At 37.7% G+C, this 17,063-nt stretch carries 15 protein-coding genes; 6 read left to right on the top strand and 9 right to left on the bottom strand.

Annotation, left to right across the window (positions count from 1 at the left end):
• The first annotated feature begins 83 nt into the window (after window positions 1-83).
• Window positions 84-557, top strand: coding sequence for a 23S rRNA (pseudouridine(1915)-N(3))-methyltransferase RlmH (locus HHL23_RS16660; protein ID WP_169235920.1), 474 nt, complete (start codon window positions 84-86; stop codon window positions 555-557).
• 67 nt (window positions 558-624) lie between these two features.
• Here the strand turns inward: HHL23_RS16660 and HHL23_RS16655 are convergent, their stop codons facing one another.
• From HHL23_RS16655 to HHL23_RS16640, 4 genes are all read right to left on the bottom strand, one after another.
• Window positions 625-1,080, bottom strand: coding sequence for a tRNA (cytidine(34)-2'-O)-methyltransferase (locus tag HHL23_RS16655; protein WP_169235919.1), 456 nt, complete (start codon window positions 1,078-1,080; stop codon window positions 625-627).
• 113 nt (window positions 1,081-1,193) lie between these two features.
• Window positions 1,194-2,006: a tetratricopeptide repeat protein gene (locus tag HHL23_RS16650; protein ID WP_169235918.1), complete on the bottom strand. Its 813-nt coding sequence runs from the start codon at window positions 2,004-2,006 to the stop codon at window positions 1,194-1,196.
• Window positions 2,003-2,569, bottom strand: a complete 567-nt coding sequence (locus HHL23_RS16645) for a phosphatase PAP2 family protein (protein ID WP_047455964.1) — start codon at window positions 2,567-2,569, stop codon at window positions 2,003-2,005. Before HHL23_RS16645 ends, HHL23_RS16650 begins: the two co-directional genes overlap by 4 nt.
• Before the next feature lie 3 nt (window positions 2,570-2,572).
• A complete protein-coding gene (locus tag HHL23_RS16640; protein ID WP_169235917.1) occupies window positions 2,573-2,908 on the bottom strand; it encodes a Sec-independent protein translocase subunit TatA/TatB in 336 nt (111 codons plus the stop codon).
• Window positions 2,909-3,330: 422 nt separating this feature from the next.
• Between HHL23_RS16640 and HHL23_RS16635 the strand changes: the two genes are divergently transcribed.
• On the top strand, window positions 3,331-4,275 hold the full coding sequence (locus HHL23_RS16635) for a hypothetical protein (protein ID WP_169235916.1): 945 nt from the start codon (window positions 3,331-3,333) through the stop codon (window positions 4,273-4,275).
• A gap of 124 nt (window positions 4,276-4,399) precedes the next feature.
• On the opposite strand, the gene HHL23_RS16630 is transcribed toward HHL23_RS16635, so the two are convergent.
• Window positions 4,400-5,626, bottom strand: a complete 1,227-nt coding sequence (locus HHL23_RS16630; RefSeq protein WP_169235915.1) for a TCR/Tet family MFS transporter — start codon at window positions 5,624-5,626, stop codon at window positions 4,400-4,402.
• A gap of 287 nt (window positions 5,627-5,913) precedes the next feature.
• Complete coding sequence (gene secD / locus HHL23_RS16625) at window positions 5,914-8,823, bottom strand: protein translocase subunit SecD (protein ID WP_169235914.1); 2,910 nt, start codon at window positions 8,821-8,823, stop codon at window positions 5,914-5,916.
• Window positions 8,824-9,041: 218 nt separating this feature from the next.
• Between secD and HHL23_RS16620 the strand changes: the two genes are divergently transcribed.
• Window positions 9,042-10,412 (top strand): PQQ-dependent sugar dehydrogenase, encoded by a 1,371-nt coding sequence (locus HHL23_RS16620; protein WP_169235913.1) that lies wholly within the window; start codon window positions 9,042-9,044, stop codon window positions 10,410-10,412.
• A 49-nt stretch (window positions 10,413-10,461) separates the two neighbouring features.
• On the opposite strand, the gene hemN is transcribed toward HHL23_RS16620, so the two are convergent.
• The 3 genes from hemN to HHL23_RS16605 form a co-directional block, all read right to left on the bottom strand.
• Complete coding sequence (gene hemN, locus HHL23_RS16615) at window positions 10,462-11,820, bottom strand: oxygen-independent coproporphyrinogen III oxidase (protein WP_169235912.1); 1,359 nt, start codon at window positions 11,818-11,820, stop codon at window positions 10,462-10,464.
• Between the two features lie 240 nt (window positions 11,821-12,060).
• Window positions 12,061-13,074 carry a WD40/YVTN/BNR-like repeat-containing protein gene (locus HHL23_RS16610; RefSeq protein WP_169235911.1) on the bottom strand — a complete coding sequence of 338 codons (1,014 nt, stop codon included), beginning with the start codon at window positions 13,072-13,074 and terminating at the stop codon, window positions 12,061-12,063.
• A 59-nt stretch (window positions 13,075-13,133) separates the two neighbouring features.
• Window positions 13,134-14,675: an APC family permease gene (locus HHL23_RS16605; RefSeq protein WP_169235910.1), complete on the bottom strand. Its 1,542-nt coding sequence runs from the start codon at window positions 14,673-14,675 to the stop codon at window positions 13,134-13,136.
• A gap of 166 nt (window positions 14,676-14,841) precedes the next feature.
• Between HHL23_RS16605 and pnuC the strand changes: the two genes are divergently transcribed.
• The 3 genes from pnuC (at window position 14,842) to dapF (ending at window position 17,040) form a co-directional block, all read left to right on the top strand.
• A complete protein-coding gene (gene pnuC / locus HHL23_RS16600) occupies window positions 14,842-15,513 on the top strand; it encodes a nicotinamide riboside transporter PnuC (RefSeq protein WP_169235909.1) in 672 nt (223 codons plus the stop codon).
• Window positions 15,514-15,517: 4 nt separating this feature from the next.
• Window positions 15,518-16,180, top strand: a complete 663-nt coding sequence (locus HHL23_RS16595) for a hypothetical protein (protein ID WP_169235908.1) — start codon at window positions 15,518-15,520, stop codon at window positions 16,178-16,180.
• Between the two features lie 92 nt (window positions 16,181-16,272).
• The gene (gene dapF / locus HHL23_RS16590; RefSeq protein ID WP_169235907.1) at window positions 16,273-17,040 is read left to right on the top strand and encodes a diaminopimelate epimerase; all 768 of its coding nucleotides are present in this window, start codon (window positions 16,273-16,275) and stop codon (window positions 17,038-17,040) included.
• Window positions 17,041-17,063 lie beyond the last annotated feature (23 nt).

The following is a 17,063-nucleotide window of genomic DNA, read 5'->3' as shown; positions in this document are numbered from 1 at the left end:
AACATTTGCAACCCAGCTTTCATCCTTATTCCCTTATTTTCCACCATAAAATTGGTATCTTTGCCTTTTGAAATCCTTTATACATGAGAATCGGCTTACTTTGTATCGGCAAAACAGATGACAAAGAGATTACCTCTCTGATCAGTTATTATCTTACCAGACTTCCCAAGCACTGGAACTTTGAGATCTGTGAAATTCCTGATGTAAAAAATGCAAAAAACCTTTCTCCTGAACTTTTGAAGAAGGAGGAATCTAAGCTGTTCTTGAATCATATTGAAAAAAATGACCTCGTTGTGATCCTTGACGAAAAAGGAAAACAGTTTACCAGTCGTGAATTTGCCCAGAAAATTGATACCTGGATGAATTCATCGGTGAAAAAAGTTCATATCCTGATTGGAGGTGCTTATGGATTTTCAGAGGAAATCTACACCAGGGCCAACGAAAAAATGTCATTATCTAAAATGACATTTACGCATCAGATGATCCGTTTATTTATTGTTGAACAACTTTACAGAGCTGATCAGATTTTACAGGGGAAACCTTATCATAATGATTAATAGATTTCAGATATTAGATATCAGACTGCAAGCTTAACACACAGACTAAAAACCAACAACCAATCTCCTACACCTTCAGATCAATCTGCCTTTTTGCCTCGCCAATGACAAAAGCAACAGAATTGGCAATATTAAAACTTCGTATCAATTTGGACATCGGAATGGTTAAATGATTTTGAAATTGATCCAGAACTTCTTTACTCAGACCCACACTTTCCTTTCCAAAAACCAGCCAGTCCCCATCCTGGAAATCATTTTCCAAATATGATTTTTCTGCATGTGAACTCATTAGGAATACACGGGATCTATTCGGAATACTGTTCATCCATTCTTCTACATTAGCATATTCAGACACATCGAGATGCACCCAATAATCCAGACCGGATCTCTTGAGGTTTTTATCATTAATGACAAATCCAAACGGGTGAATTAAGTGCAATTTACTTTCTGTCCCTACACATAATCGTCCTATGTTACCGGTATTATTGGGAATTTCGGGTTCTACAAGAACAATATTCAACATCTATATATCTTTCTTTATGGGGTTCAAAAATAGTCGGAATTCTATATTTACTGTATTAGCTTTATTCAATGGGTTACAGATTTTTACAGGACAGTTTTGTAAGTGCAATTGGTTTATTTGGCAACACACTTAGCAAAATAATCTGCTAAAATAGCTTTTTCATACCCTAAACTTACTGCTTTATTCAAATTTTCACAGGCCTCCTTAGGTTTTGCTGTATCAAATAAAACCAGTGCTTTGGTTACATAAGAATGCGCAAATTTAGGATCAATGGAAATCGCTTTATTAGCATCCGTAAGCGCTTCTTTAGGCTTTTTCATTTTAAAATAAACATCTGCTCTTCCGTTATAGAGAAGGGATTCCGGTTTTTCAGAGATCAGCTGATTGTAATCTTTTAAAGCACCCTCCAGATCACCATTATTTTTTTTCAGATTGGCCAATCCTGTTTTTGCGTAAATATTGTCCGGCGCAAATGTCAGGATCTGTTTAAGGTCATTCAGAGCAAGGTCTTTTTTACCCTGACTGTCATAGATCTTGGAACGGGTAAGGTAAAATTCAGGATTCTCAGCATCGATGGTAAGGCCGGTGGAAATGTATTCCAATGCTTTGGTTTTGTTTCCTTTCTGACTGTTCAGTGATGCCAGGTTGGCATATACCGGAGCCGACAAAGGATTCGTCTTCAAAGCAGATTCATAAGATTTTAAAGCTAATGCGGTCTTCCCCAGCCTTCTTTGGGCGGTACCGAGACTATTATAATATTCAGACTGATACTTCTGGATCTGCTCTTTTTCCAAGAGTTTGGTGTATTGTTCTTCCGCACATTTATAGTCAGCTTTTTTAAAGCATTCTTCGGCTATTTTTTTGTCCTGCGCGTAAAGGCTGAATGAGGAGCATATTAATGCTGTGAGTAATAAAGTTTTTTTCATGAAGTTATAGTTTGCTTATTGATGACTTTTTTGGCGAGTACTCCAAATATCACTCCCAATAAAGATCCAACAAACGCCCCCACCAAAATATCTATCGGGAAATGTACTCCTAAATATATTCGGCTATAAGAAACAACTACAGCCCATACAAATATAGCATATGGAAACCAATTGAGCTTCTTTTTCAATAAAATACTTAAATAAGCTGCAAGAAAGAAGGTATTGGAAGCGTGGGCAGAATAAAACCCATACTGTCCTCCGCACTTTACAATCCTCATATAATGCTCCAAACTGGGGTCATGGCATGGCCGCAGTCTCGCTACACCATATTTGAAAACACTGGCTAACTGATCTGAAACCGTGGCACCAAGTGCAATAAATATAAGAATGAAAACTAAAGATTTTAGTTTGTAATTTTTGTATAAAAAGTAAAGAAATATAATATAAAGCGGTACCCAGATCCATGTACTGGAAATAAGCATCCAAAGCTGGTCGAAAGAAGTATCGCCCAGATTATTAAGGTATAGAAAAACCTTTTTGTCTTCCTGAATAATCTCCTCCATGAATTATCTGCTTACTGGCCCTTCGTATGTCTCGTCATCGGCAGGCTTGATTTTTGGAGGTTCATTGGTAGCTAAAGGTTCCTTCACAATATCTTTTTCAATATCCTTCATAGGATTGAAATCTTTTGCCGCATCTTTTACCTTCTCAATCTCACGCTTGATCTCGGAAACCGGATTATCAGTTTCCTTCATGATCTCCGTTTTAATGTCTTCCACTGCGCCCCGCATTTTTCTAACACCTGCTCCTAAGTCACGCGCTATCTGAGGAAGTTTATCCGGACCGAATAATACAACGATCGCCACTGCGATCAGTGCCATTTCTCCAATGCTTAATTCCATGGGGTAAAATTACGAAAGATTATACCATTTATTTACAGTAAACTAAAATTTTAAACAAATTTTAAGATTTTGGGTGTTTCTGAGTTTGAGAGTATGAGAGTATTAGGGTTTGAGTGGGAAGAGTAAATGAGTTTGGGAGTGTTGTTAACTGCTCGTTGCTCGTTGTTGAGTTAATGATTTACCGTCTGACGTCTGGTATCTAGAATCCTGGTAAATATCCGGTGGCTAAGGCTCTCAAAGCCCCCACTACTAATGTCTGAAATCTGATCTCTGGCATCTTGACTCTTGGCTCTTGGTTCTTGATTCTCCCCTCTCCTTAACCTCCCCACAACTTTCAGTTCACAAATATTTAATTCAAACAAAAGAGACTTATGATTAATTTCACTATATTTAGTATACACAAAATCATTAAATATTGAACTATGAAAAAACTTGTTACTACTTTCAAGCTTTTTGCCGTGATATCGGTATTAACGCTTACTGCCTGTCAGGACGACAACAGTGAAATGATGCAGGAATCTCCTGTCACTAAAGTATCGGCTTCTGATCTGAAAAAGGAAATTACACCGGGATTAAAGACGGTTCCGGAAAATGTTCAGATCCAGATCAATGATTCCAGGAAAAATCTTGAACAGTATCTGAAAAACGATTTACAGATCACAGAGATTGCCGTTTTAGGAAAATTGTCAACTCAAAAAGGAGTTGATATCGCACAGGATTTAATTTCTGATAGAGAACAGTTTACTGCAGAAGGAAACATTCTTGCTCCAGAAACTGTAAAAGTGGGGAAAATCGGGGTATTGTTCTCCGGAGATCAATTGGCAGAAGCTCAAAAAGGACTTAAAGAGTCGGCTTCAGAGCAGATCAAAACCGGTACTGATCTTTTGGAAATTTCATGGAATTATAAAGGGGAGCAATTTACATCTCTTTGTTTTTACAATGAGTCAGGAATTATCTGGGACAATGTATTTGCGGGACTTGTCATGATGGATGCCAGAGGGAATTCAGAGACTTCTCCGAGCGATGCTCAGGCTAAAGTATCTTCAAAATGGTTTAAGGAATGGTGGACAGCCAACTGGCTTTGGGGTTCTAAAAGAGGCGAGATCGGTTATCAGATCACCATCTACTATTCCGGTTCTACGGTTTCTAATGTCGACGTAAGTGACTGGGGAAATATCAGCTTAGGCAAAGCCAAAAGCGAAAGTAAGGTGACCAAGAAAACAGGAGCCTACGGACAATGCAGATATGCGCTTGGACTTTGTACGCCTACAGGTTCTTTAAGCTTCAATTCGAGTAACTTCTCCGTATCGTTTTCAGGTTTGGGAAGCAATATCGTAAGCAACGGAACAAAATCACTTTATCCGTAAAAATTCTGAACACATTATTATATTTTTTCAATAAAAACAGGGAAGCTTTAATGGCTTCCCTGTTTGTTTATCTATATTTCTAATTGGTACAGAAAGATTTTGAATGATTTACAATTGAAAATCTTTAACCCATTTTTTTATTTTTTTTCTGAAAAGCATTATAAGTCATCACCACACTTATTGCCATTAAAATAAATGCCAGGAAGAATGGTGCTCCTGAAAACTCAAAAGGAGCCTCATCATGGGTAAAGAAGTAAAACAGATTGGTCATTAATGGTGGTCCTACAATGGAAGTTGCACTCATTAAACTGGTCAGTGCGCCCTGAAGTTCTCCCTGCTCATTAGATGGAACACTTTTCGTAATCACCGACTGAAGTGCAGGCCCGCAGATTCCTCCTAAACAGTAAGGAACAAGAAATACAAACATCATCCAGCCTTCTGTAGCGAAAGCAAACAGAAGCATTCCTAATGCATACAAGGCTAATCCGTAATAAATACTTTTTTGCTCGCCCAACTTGGGAGTGGTCCAGCGTATCAGCACGCCCTGAACCAAGCCAACCAAAAGCCCAACTACTCCCAGTGAAATCCCAACCATTCTCTCTGTCCAGTTGAACTTATACATGGTAAAAAAGCTCCAGTTACTCTGTACAGCGTGTCCCGCAATGTATATTAAAATAAGGGCAAAGATCAATCCCGAAATTTCCGGGTGTTTACCTAAAAATTTAAATGAACCGACAGGATTAGCACGCTTCCAGTCGAATTCTCTTCTTTTATCTTTATCTAAACTTTCAGGAAGAACAAAATACCCGTAAAGGAAATTTAAAAGACATAAACCTGCCGCCGCATAAAAAGGTACTCTGGCACCATAATGACCTAAAACTCCACCCAATACCGGCCCGATAATAAATCCAAGACCGAATGCAGCCCCAATAAGACCAAAATTTTTGGCTCTGTCTTCATCCGTTGAAATATCGGCAATATACGCACTGGCTGTTGTTATACTGGCTCCCGTAAGCCCGGCAATAATTCTTCCAAGAAATAGCCACCAAATGGTTGGTGCCAATGCAAGGAAAATATAATCTACAGCAAATCCAAAGAGAGAGATCAGGATAATAGGCCTCCTTCCATATTTGTCACTCAGGTTTCCTACAACAGGAGAAAATATAAACTGAGTAAATGCATATGCAAAACCAAGCCAGCCACCATACTTAGCTGCTTCACTGATATCGGCATGAATAAGCTCCTCAATTAATTTGGGAACTACAGGAATAATGATTCCCCATCCTGTGATGTCAATCAGCAGAGTGATAAATATAAAGCCAATGGCTGCTTTTTTCCTTGAATTTTCCATAGTGCTGCAAAATTAATCAAATCTGAAATATAATGGTTCTAAATTGTGAGTTTTGGTGAAGAATCGAGAGTCAAGAGCCAAGAATCAAGATGCTAGATGCCAGACTTCAGACTTCAGATATTAGACTCACAAATATAAATTCAAACTTTGAACTTTACATATTAAATTTTTGAAACCCGAAACCTAACGCTCATTAACTTAAACCTAGAATTTCGTAACACGAGGAACCATGCACAAAAAAGGCCGCTTCTTTCGAAGCGGCCTTTACTTATTTATTGTAGTTGATCTTACTTTGAAGCAAGTACTTCTTTCGTACTTGTTGTTTTACCGTGTACCTCGTCTTCTTTTCCTGTCTTAAGGAAATCGTACGCGATAGCCGATGCAATAAAGATGGATGAATAGGTACCGAATCCAATACCGATCAACATGGCAAACATAAATCCTCTCAGGTTGTCTCCACCGAAGATGAAGATCGCTAAGATTACAAGGATTGTAGTGAATGAAGTGTTGAATGTTCTACCCAAAGTACTGGAGATAGAGTCATCAAATAATCCAGCTAATGTAAGTGATTTCTTCTCTCTTAAATACTCTCTAATTCTATCGAAGATAATAACGGTATCATTGATTGAGTATCCTAATACGGTAAGGATGGCTGCAACGAAATCCTGATTGATCTCCATATTGAACGGCATAAATTTATGAAGTAATGAATAAGCTCCTAAAATAATTACCGCATCATGGAATAATGCCACAACAGCACCCAATGAGAATTGCCATTTTCTAAATCTTAACAAGATATAGATAAAGATCCCGGCCAAAGCAGCTGCTACTGCAAGCATACCGTGAGTCTGGATATCATCTGCTACCGTAGGTCCCACTTTTTCAGATGAAATAATTCCTGCGTGTTCTTTATCTGCAGATTTGAAATCATGCAATGTTGTATTAGCAGGCAGGTTCGCTTTTAATCCTTCGTATAATTTCTGTTCTACTGTTTGGTCAGCTTTTAAAGATTCATCTTCGATCAAATAATCTGTAGAGATCTTTAATTGTCTGTCATTTCCAAAAGTCTTAGCTTCAACAGAAGAGTTTTTACCGTCTTCGGTTTTGAACATTTTCACTAAGTTCTGTTCAATATCTTCAGCATTGACAGCTTTATCGAATCTTACCACATAGTTTCTACCTCCTGTAAAGTCAATTCCATATTTGAACCCGTTTATAGCAATAGATGCCACACAAACTACTGTTAAAATACCAGAAACGATATAGGCATATTTTCTTTTCCCGATAAAATCGATCCAAGTATTTCTGAATAGGTTCTTTGTTGGAGCTGTCCAAACAGAAAGTTGTTTTCCTTTATTCAATCTTGAGAAGATCATTACTCTTGAAAGTAATACTGAAGTAAAGAAAGTCATTAATATACCAATTCCTAAAGTCAAAGCAAATCCTTTAATAGGTCCTGTTCCGAATAAGAAAAGTACACCAGCCGTCAATAATGTTGTTAAGTGACCATCAACGATCGCACTTAATGCATGCTTGAAACCATCTTTATAAGCTTCTAAGATGCTCTTCCCTGCGAATAATTCTTCCTTCGTTCTTTCGTAGATGATTACGTTCGTATCGACCGCCATGGCCATCGTAAGAACGATACCTGCGATACCAGGAAGCGTTAGTGTAAAGTCTCCGGAATCCATAATTCCGAAAATATAGAATAAGTTGATAATCATTGCAATTACCGCGTAGACACCTGCTCCACCGTAATAGAAAATGATATAAACAATAATAATCAAGAATGCAATCGCAAATGAAATAACACCTGCATCAATAGACTCTTGTCCTAGTGAAGGTCCTACTACTGTAGCCTGAACTACTTTAGCCCCTGCCGGTAATTTACCCGCTCCTAAAACGTCTACCAATTCTTTAGCTTCTTCCTGAGAGAAGTTACCAGAGATCTGAGTTCTACCGTTAGGAATAGCGTTGACCACGTTTGGTGCAGTATATACTCTGCCATCCAACGTTACAGCCACCGGCTTCCCTACGTTTTTCTCAGTTAATGTTTTCCATTCTTTAGCACCTTTAGAATCCATCTGCATGTCTACCACTACTCTGCTTAGCTCATCATAGCTAATGCTTGCCGTTTCAACAGCACCGTCTACAGGAGCTTTTTGGTTGATGTTACCTCTGATGGCATACAATACTAAACTTTCAGTATCTGTAGCTTCAGGTTTGTAACCCCACATGAACTGTGTATATTTAATGTTGGCAGGACGTAATGACTGACCTACTTTGCTGCTCAAAATTTTGTTTACAGCAGCAGTATCTGAAAGTTTTACGCTTGCAACACCATTTGCTCTTAATTTGTCAAGGTTTAAAAGACTCATGAAGTTGGTATTCTTCGCAACTCCCATAGAATCACCTTTTATCGCCACCATTGTAGTCAATGTCTGGAAATAGGGTGCAATTTCAGGAACCTGCTGTACTTCCCAGAACTGAAGTTTTGCGGAAGTCTGAAGCATTTTCTTTACTTTATCGATATCTTTCATACCCGGCATTTCAACAGAAATTCTTGCCGTACCAGGTACTCTCTGAACGTTTGGCTGCATCGCACCCATTTTATCGATTCTGGTTCTGATCACCTCGAAAGCTGTACCTACAGAAAGATCAATTCTTCTTTTGATGATACTTCTTACCTGATCATCAGAAGTATTGTACTTGATCTCTGATAAATTGGTATTTCCGAAAAGTTCAGGATCTGCAAGCTTAAGGTTAGTGCCTTTTGCATTGTTGATTGCCTCGAACTGATCAAAGAAATTATCAATATAAGATTTTGTAGAATTCTTCTGAACTTCATCAGTTTTGTTTAAAGCCTCGATAAGAACAGGATTGGTAGAATAATTGGTTAAATCATTCACCAGGTCTCTTTGGTTAATTTCCAAAAGAACGTTGATCCCACCTTTCAAGTCAAGACCAAGTTTCATTTCCTTGTCTTTGGCTTTAGTGTAATAAAGTTTTGTGAATCCCAGGTTCAAAGTATCTTTAGAAAGTCTTGAGATTTCTTTCTGATACTTTTCTGGATTGTCTCCTGCAACAGCAGTCGCCTGCCTTTCAATTTTGCTGGCGTACCAAGTTGGTAATAGCTCATTTAAGCAAATTAACCCTAGTACAATAGCAACAATTGTAATAAGTCCTTTTCCTTGCATTTTGTTATAACTACGTTAAATTAAGTCGGCAAATATAATGATTTTATTATTATTTTATGAATTTTTTAACAGCAGAAATGGTTTATTTTCAGATATATCGGGGTTTTAATTTCTATTTTAGATTTAACAATTTTTCTTCCTTATCGTAATGAAATTTTCAAATTCTGATTGGTATAAAATTTTCATTCATTTATCAATACACTAAATATCAAAATATTATGAAAAAACTATTTTTCACCTTAGGCATCTTTTGTTCTTTAATTGCTAATTCTCAAAGCATTAATTTAGTAGAATTTGCGTCCGGGCTTACCAGTCCCGTTGAAATTACGAACGCCAATGACACCCGGCTTTTCGTCGTACAGCAGAACGGAATCATCAAAATTATTCAACCCAATGGAACGATCAACAGCGCTGATTTTATAAATATCAGCTCTAAAATTCTCTACGGAGGTGAAAGAGGTCTGCTGGGACTTGCATTTCATCCCCAGTATACAACCAATGGATATTTCTTTGTGTATTACAACAATACCGCCGGAAGCATTGTCGTAGCAAGATATTCTGTCAATCCTACCAATCCCGATATTGCAGATCCGACTTCTGAAAAGATCCTGTTGAATATTCCAAAACCTTTTGACAATCATAATGGTGGAAGCATTCATTTTGCACCTGATGGAAATCTTTGGGTAGTAACAGGAGATGGCGGAAGCGGCGGAGACCCCGGCAACAATTCCCAAAATATAAATTCACTTCTGGGAAAAATGTTAAGGATAGATGTGAATGCTACAGGACCTTATAATATTCCCCCCGGAAACCCTTTTGCCGGGACTTTAGTGACCGGAGCTGATGAAATCTGGGCCTATGGACTCCGAAACGCGTGGAAATTTTCATTTGATACGGATACAGGAAATGTGATGATTGCTGATGTAGGACAGGGAGCCATTGAAGAAATTAATAAAATGCCTATAACTCAGGCAGGAATCAATTATGGATGGCGCTGTTATGAAGGTAACAATGCTTACAATACAGCCGGATGTGCTGCCATGGGGACAATGACCTTTCCAGTCGCAGTATACAACCATTCTGGCGGCAGATGTTCCATCACTGGAGGATATGTCTACAGAGGCACCCAATACCCTGCGCTTCAGGGGAAATACTTCTTTGCAGATTACTGTTCTACACAGATTGGAATTCTAAACCCGGACAACTCTATCGTGTGGAGTCCGGCAAGTTCAGGCAATAATTTTTCTACTTTCGGCCAGAACTCCCAGAAAGAACTTTTTGTAGCCGCAGTCACCAGCGGAAAAATATTTAAAATTACGACAGGAACTCTGGGAACAGATGAAACTTCTGAATTTAACCCTATAAGCATCCACCCCAATCCGGCTTCTGAAAAAGTTTTCATTGAGGGTCTTTCAGACCCGAAAAGTACGGTAGACCTTATCAGTACGGAAGGGAAAATAGTTTTAGAGAAAGTAAAAATAGAAAATGACGGCAGTGTGGATATTACAGGAATTCCTGCCGGAGTCTACTATCTGATCATCAAATCGGGAGATGTGAAATCTTACAGTCAAAAACTTATTATTAAATGATACCTATTTTACTCCAATAAAAAAGCGGTTCAATCGAACCGCTTTTGTTTTATATCGTCATAGAGAAAATTCTCGTTTCCGGTTTATTTCTCATCATTCTGAGATCAAAAACCATAGCAACGTTTCTCGTAAATGCTCTTCCTTTTTCAGTAATCTTAATCTGATTGTCGTAAATCTCCACCAATTCGTCCTTTTCCATTTCTTCCAGCATTTCAAATGCATTCTCCAGTTCAGGGAACGAATTTTTGTCAGTAAAGGTTGTTTCAAGCTGACACATCAAATTTAGGATATGTCTTCTCACCGTAAGATCTTCTTCATTCAAAATATGACCTTTTACCACAGGAATCTCCCCTTCTTCCACAATCTTCTGATATTCTTCTACCGTTTTTACATTCTGGGCAAAAGCATACCAGGAATCTGAAATGGCGGACATTCCAAGACCTACCATCAATTGGGTATTACTTGAGGTATAGCCCATAAAGTTTCTGTGAAGCTTTTTATGGATCAGGGATTGGTACAAATCATCATGTTCCAGGGAAAAATGGTCCATTCCTACTTCAATATATCCTAAATCCTGAAGCAGTTTTTTTCCATCTTCATACAAACGACGCTTTTCTTCGCCGCTCGGAAGATCATTTTCATCAAAACCTCTCTGTCCTACTCCTTTTACCCACGGAACGTGTGCATAAGAATAGAAGGCAAGTCTGTCCGGCTTCAGTTCCATTGTTTTTCTGATCGTATGTTCCATCGCATCCCAAGACTGGTGCGGAAGCCCAAAGACAAGGTCATGGCTGATTCCACGGTAGCCAATTTCCTTAGCCCATTCCGTTACATTTTTTACGTTCTCAAAAGACTGGATCCTGTTGATCGCCTTCTGAACTTTAGGATCATAATCCTGAACTCCAAAACTTACTCTTCTGAATCCAAGATCATATAAAGTCTGAAGGTGATCTCTTGTCGTATTATTCGGGTGACCTTCAAAAGAGAACTCAGGATGCTCTGCTATTTCTACAGTTTCAAAGATCCCTTCAAGTAACGTTTTCAAATTTTTAGGAGAGAAAAATGTAGGTGTACCTCCTCCGAGGTGAAGTTCTTTCAGTTTCGGTTTTTCTTCAAAAAGCTCAAGATAAAGCTTCCATTCTTTTAAAACGCTTTCCAGGTATGGAATTTCAACGCTATGTTGTTTTGTGATACGCTTGTGACAGGCACAGAACGTACACAATGCCTCGCAGAAAGGCAGGTGAATATAAATAGAAATTCCCTCCTCTGCATTGCTCTCATGAAAAGACCTGATCACAGTCTCCTTCCACTTTTCGGGTGAAAATGTAGATTCATCCCAATAAGGAACGGTAGGATAAGACGTGTAACGTGGTCCGGGAATATTATACTTATCTATTAAAGAATTCATTTCAAAATTTAAAATATTATCGAATGCTGAAATTTAGTCTAAAAAAATTTCACATTACAAAATTAACCATTCCTTATGAATTTTAAACCATGAAATATATTAGCTTGTATTTTATAACGAGTCTAAATACGACCGTTACTGGAATTTCTCAGATAATGATAAATTCTATAGATAAGATTTAAAATTCTGATTTTGTTATTGGATGAAATATTTTATCCGTTTCCTTGTATTTTAAAATAATTAAAATTTCAATTTCATCACTGAAATTCTGTCTTTTCCCGCAAAAATAACTGTATTTCCGTCTACCCAACTGCAAACAAAAAATCCTTTCTCGTCTGAAATTTTCTTCCAGGTTTTCCCGAAATCAGAAGAATAGCTGATATGCTGATCCCCTACCGAAATGATCTCTTTTCCTTTAGAACCAGGTTTAATTTTCACGCAAGTTGTATAGCCTGCATTTTTTCCGGAAGCCTGAATCTGCCAGCTTTCGCCACCATTATTTGTTGTGGCCAGATTATTAACATTTGCGTCCTGCTTGGTATAATCACCTCCTGCGGCAATCCCGAATTTGTCATCATAAAAATCTATTGAATACATCCCCTGAGAAGATTCTCCCTGAATAAAAGGTGTATTGAATATTTCAATTTCTTCACTTTTAAGATTTAATCTCAAAATTCGCGAAGACTTTCCTCCTGTTGCAATCCACAGATATTTCTTTGTTGAAGCGATGTTGGTATTACTTGCTGCAAAAGCTGCTTCACCAGGATTTAATTTTACATTACTTTTAAACATCCCCCAATTTCCGTTCCGATATACCGCCAGTTTCAACATCGTATCTTGATCTGCATCGCTAAAAGTATAAGCCAGTTTATCATTCACAAAGTGCAATGCATCATAAAAAGCTGTTTTAATCGTATCTGTAAAAACAATTTCAGACCTGAGATTTTTTTTATCAATTTTAAAAAAGTACGCAGGGCTTTCAATATTAATGGTATATAATGAATTCTTATCCTGTGCCAGTGTTCTAAACTGAAGTTTTTTATCCGATAGACGTAGCTGCTTTTGATTTTCTTTATTTTTAAGATCAACAAAACCAAATTTCGAATCTGTCCCGCTGTACCAGACCTTTCCATCGTACAGCTCCAAAGCCCGAATGCTTATTTTATCATTAAGAATCCTCTCAAAACTTTCTATTTGTTGAGACAATGTAAAAATCCCTAAAAAGGAAAATAAAAATGGTAAAAGCTTTTTCATATAGACAAAAATAAAAAATCCACAGAAAATTCTGTGGATTTGAAGTTGATATTTTTTTATTAATCTAAATCAGGTTTTTCTAATGGCTCCTGTTCTGCTTTAAAAGTCTCCCCATATCCTCCGTTTTGAAGTTTTGAGTGCTTTTTACTGTACAGGAAGTAAACAAAAAATCCAATGATCAGCCATGCAAAAGAATACATCTGTGCTTCTTTGCTCAGGTTAAAGATCAGATAAACATTGATGGCGATACCTGAACAGGCAATAAGTGGTAAAGCAGGAACTTTAAAGTTTCTCTGAAGATTCGGTTCTTTTACTCTTAGTACCCAAACCGCCACACATACCATTGTGAAGGCAAATAAAGTTCCGAAACTTGTCATGTGTGCAAGATCATTGATCGGGGTAAGAGAGGCTACAATAGCAATCAGCACTCCTAAAATAAGAAGGTTTTTTGTAGGCACTCCTGTTTTAGGGTTTACTTTTGAAAAAGTAGCAGGGATCAATCCGTCTTTCGACATTCCTAAGAAAATTCTTGACTGTCCCATGATCATTACCATCAATACAGAGATTAGTCCTACCGTAGCGGCAATGGTAATAATGTATCCAGCCCAAGCGTATCCAGCAATATCAAATGCATAGGCTACAGGCGCTTTGATCGCATCCGGATATTTTCCAAGCGGATTGAAATCGGTATAATGCATCATTCCGGTTAACACTAAAGATACAAGGATATATAGAAGTGTACAGATGATCAACGAAGCGATGATTGCAAATGGCACGTCTTTTTTAGGATTAATAGCTTCTCCGGCCTGAGTAGAAACGGCATCGAAACCTACATAAGCAAAGAAAATTGCCGATGCTCCGGCCACTACCCCAGCAATACCATAAGCAGAATGGGAGACCCCGTTTTCTGTAATGGTTGTGGCCTCAGGAATGAAAGGAACCCAGTTTTTAAAAGGATCTGCCGAATTAAAAATAATAAAAGAACCTGCAATAATTACGAAAATAATAGCAGAAACCTTAAGTACTACAATAAAATTATTCGCTTTAGCTGCACCTTTCGTTCCTCTTACAAGGATAGAGATGACAAAGAAAACAATTAAAAATGCAGGTAGATTCATAGAAAATCCTGAGTTTCCTGCTGCAATATAGGTCTGTGGATCTGTGGTAAGATAAGCCGGCAAATGCAGTCCGAACATTTTGAGGAGTTTGGCAAAATACCCTGACCAGGATACGGCGACGGTCATCGACCCCATCGCATATTCCAGTATTAACCCCCATCCAATAATCCATGCAAAAATTTCACCTACGGTTCCATACGCGTAAGCATATGCTGAACCTTCTACCGGAAGAATAGAAGCGAACTCGGCATAACAAAGTGCCGCAAATACACAGGCGATGCCCGCAATTACAAATGAAAGTGCCAGTGCAGGCCCGGCATTATAATAAGCACCCGTTCCTGTAAGTACAAAAATTCCTCCTCCGATAATTGCTCCGATCCCGATAGCAGTAAGGCTCCATTTCCCCAGAACGCGTTTCAGCTGGCTCTTTTTGATATCAGCTTCATAAGCACTCATTGGTTTCTTAACCCAAATTTTAGACATGTTTTTTTATTTAATTAAAGATTTACGAAAATATAAAAATTTTACAAACCTTAACGTTTATTGACAAACTTTCGTGATTTATTTTACATAAAAATATTTAAAAAACTGATTTACACTTTATTTAATTTATTTTCAAAAGTGTTAATTTTTGTTTAATTTTGATCGCATGAATTTATATGATCTTTTCGTAAAGCCGTATGAAAACTACAGTGCCGGACAAATTATGCTGGAAGCTACAGGTACGGTTTTCGGAATTTTGAGCGTCTATTTTTCAATTAAAAAGAATATCTGGGTTTATCCCACAGGCATCATCTCTACGTTGATCTATGTATATATTCTTTTCAATTTCGGTCTGCTCGGCGACTGTATGATCAATGTATATTATACGGCAATGAGTATTTACGGCTGGGTCTTGTGGTCGAAAAACTCAAATGACCACATTCATGTAGAGGTAAGTTGGGCTACAAAAAAAGAACGAATATTTGCTGCTGCTCTTTTTTTCTTAAGCCTGGCCCTGGTAACGCTTATTTATTATTACAAACCTTATATAGACAATCATTTTTCCATGGAAGGAACTCATTTAGGATTATATCATCTTGATTGGGCCAATTGGTTGGATGTGATCACAACTTCTATATTTTTAGTGGGTATGTGGTTTATGGCCAAACAACGCATTGAGAACTGGATCTTCTGGATCATCGGAGATTTTATTTGCATGCCTATGATGATTTTTAAGGAGCTTGGAATCACTTCGGTTCAATATTTGGTATTTACTATAATGGCTATCTTAGGATACCTCAATTGGAAAAAAAGTTTAAAAGAGAAAAATATACAATAAAGTCATGAAAAATTTATTTAAAATAGCATTCAGCATCGTTGCTATTGCCAGTTTGTCATCGTGTTTAGCTTACACTGACGGATATTCGAACAATGGCTACGGAGATCCATACTATAATAACGGATCTTATTATGCTCCTTCCGGTTATTACGGAAACGGCGGTTATTATGGAAATGACGGCTACTATTACAGAAATGACGTCAACTATTACTATGATAATGGTGCTCCTTATTATTACTATAATTCAGGAAACAGCCGAAGAAAAGTATATGTAGAAAGAAAAACTACAGTAACTTCCCAAAGACCGAATAACGGATTCAGAGGTCAGCCTACGGGCAGTGGAAACAATAACGGAAACGGAAACGGATTCCGAAACCCGAATAACAACGGCAGTTACAATAACAACCAGAGACCACAGGGAAGCCAGAACAACGGAGGCTTTAGAAATCAAAGTGGAAGTTATCAGAATAACCAGGGAAGCCAGAATAATCAAAGCAGTGGCGGTTTCAGAAATACACAACAGTATAATCAGAACCAAAACCAAAACACCACCAGACCAACAGAATCATCCAATGGTGGGTTTAGAGGAAGCACAAGCTCCCCAAGTACCACTCAGCCAAGCAGCGGTTCTACGAGACAGCAGCCAAGCGGAGGCGGATTTAGATAAAACGATTATAAATAAGAAAACGAACAGCTAACACTGTTCGTTTTTCATTTTAAATATATTAATTTTGCTCGTTAATTTTACACTAAAAGAATATGGAATTTTATAAATATCAAGGGACTGGGAATGATTTTGTGATGATAGACAACCGGGATCTGCAGTTTCCAAAGGAGAAAGATCTTATTGAAAAACTATGTGACAGACGTTTTGGAATTGGTGCCGATGGACTTATCCTTTTGGAAAACGAAGGTGGTTATGATTTCAAAATGGTTTATTATAATTCAGACGGTGGCGAAAGTACCATGTGCGGAAATGGCGGAAGATGTCTTGTAGCTTTTGCTTTCTTCCTTGATATTTTTGAAGATAAATGTAAATTCATTGCTACAGACGGCGAACATGAAGCTGAAATCCATAACGGTATCATTAAATTAAAAATGATTGATGTGAATGCTGTTTCCATGGACGGAGAAGATACTGTGATGAATACAGGCTCACCTCATTATGTAAAATATGTGGAAGATCTTGTGAATTACAATGTTTTTGCACAGGGACATGGCATCAGAAATTCAGAAAATTATAAAGAAAAGGGCATCAATGTCAATTTTGTGGAAAAAATTACTGATGATGAAATTTTTGTAAGAACCTATGAACGAGGCGTTGAGGATGAAACTTTCAGTTGTGGAACAGGAGTTACCGCTTCTGCTTTAACTTTTCTGCAAAAACACAATCTAATCTCTGTAAAAGTTAAAACTTTAGGAGGCAATCTTAAAGTTCATGCTGAGAAAAACGGAAATTCTTTTCAAAATATTTGGCTGGAAGGTCCTGCGAAGCAAGTTTTTAGAGGTAAAATAGATCTTATTTAAAAACAAACTTTTAATCAATTTTT

Origin of the sequence: Chryseobacterium antibioticum, from assembly GCF_012927325.1 — a bacterium.
Lineage (GTDB): Bacteria > Bacteroidota > Bacteroidia > Flavobacteriales > Weeksellaceae > Chryseobacterium > Chryseobacterium antibioticum.
The sequence above is the reverse complement of the archived record's forward strand: the minus strand, read 5'-3'. Positions and strand labels throughout refer to the sequence as shown.

What these genes read in the sequence shown, in the direction of transcription:
- HHL23_RS16660 (WP_169235920.1), top strand. Translation starts at nt 84, where the DNA reads ATGAGAATCGGCTTACTTTGTATCGGCAAAACAGATGACAAAGAGATT.
- HHL23_RS16655 (WP_169235919.1), bottom strand. Translation starts at nt 1,080, where the DNA reads ATGTTGAATATTGTTCTTGTAGAACCCGAAATTCCCAATAATACCGGT.
- HHL23_RS16650 (WP_169235918.1), bottom strand. Translation starts at nt 2,006, where the DNA reads ATGAAAAAAACTTTATTACTCACAGCATTAATATGCTCCTCATTCAGC.
- HHL23_RS16645 (WP_047455964.1), bottom strand. Translation starts at nt 2,569, where the DNA reads ATGGAGGAGATTATTCAGGAAGACAAAAAGGTTTTTCTATACCTTAAT.
- HHL23_RS16640 (WP_169235917.1), bottom strand. Translation starts at nt 2,908, where the DNA reads ATGGAATTAAGCATTGGAGAAATGGCACTGATCGCAGTGGCGATCGTT.
- HHL23_RS16635 (WP_169235916.1), top strand. Translation starts at nt 3,331, where the DNA reads ATGAAAAAACTTGTTACTACTTTCAAGCTTTTTGCCGTGATATCGGTA.
- HHL23_RS16630 (WP_169235915.1), bottom strand. Translation starts at nt 5,626, where the DNA reads ATGGAAAATTCAAGGAAAAAAGCAGCCATTGGCTTTATATTTATCACT.
- secD (WP_169235914.1), bottom strand. Translation starts at nt 8,823, where the DNA reads ATGCAAGGAAAAGGACTTATTACAATTGTTGCTATTGTACTAGGGTTA.
- HHL23_RS16620 (WP_169235913.1), top strand. Translation starts at nt 9,042, where the DNA reads ATGAAAAAACTATTTTTCACCTTAGGCATCTTTTGTTCTTTAATTGCT.
- hemN (WP_169235912.1), bottom strand. Translation starts at nt 11,820, where the DNA reads ATGAATTCTTTAATAGATAAGTATAATATTCCCGGACCACGTTACACG.
- HHL23_RS16610 (WP_169235911.1), bottom strand. Translation starts at nt 13,074, where the DNA reads ATGAAAAAGCTTTTACCATTTTTATTTTCCTTTTTAGGGATTTTTACA.
- HHL23_RS16605 (WP_169235910.1), bottom strand. Translation starts at nt 14,675, where the DNA reads ATGTCTAAAATTTGGGTTAAGAAACCAATGAGTGCTTATGAAGCTGAT.
- pnuC (WP_169235909.1), top strand. Translation starts at nt 14,842, where the DNA reads ATGAATTTATATGATCTTTTCGTAAAGCCGTATGAAAACTACAGTGCC.
- HHL23_RS16595 (WP_169235908.1), top strand. Translation starts at nt 15,518, where the DNA reads ATGAAAAATTTATTTAAAATAGCATTCAGCATCGTTGCTATTGCCAGT.
- dapF (WP_169235907.1), top strand. Translation starts at nt 16,273, where the DNA reads ATGGAATTTTATAAATATCAAGGGACTGGGAATGATTTTGTGATGATA.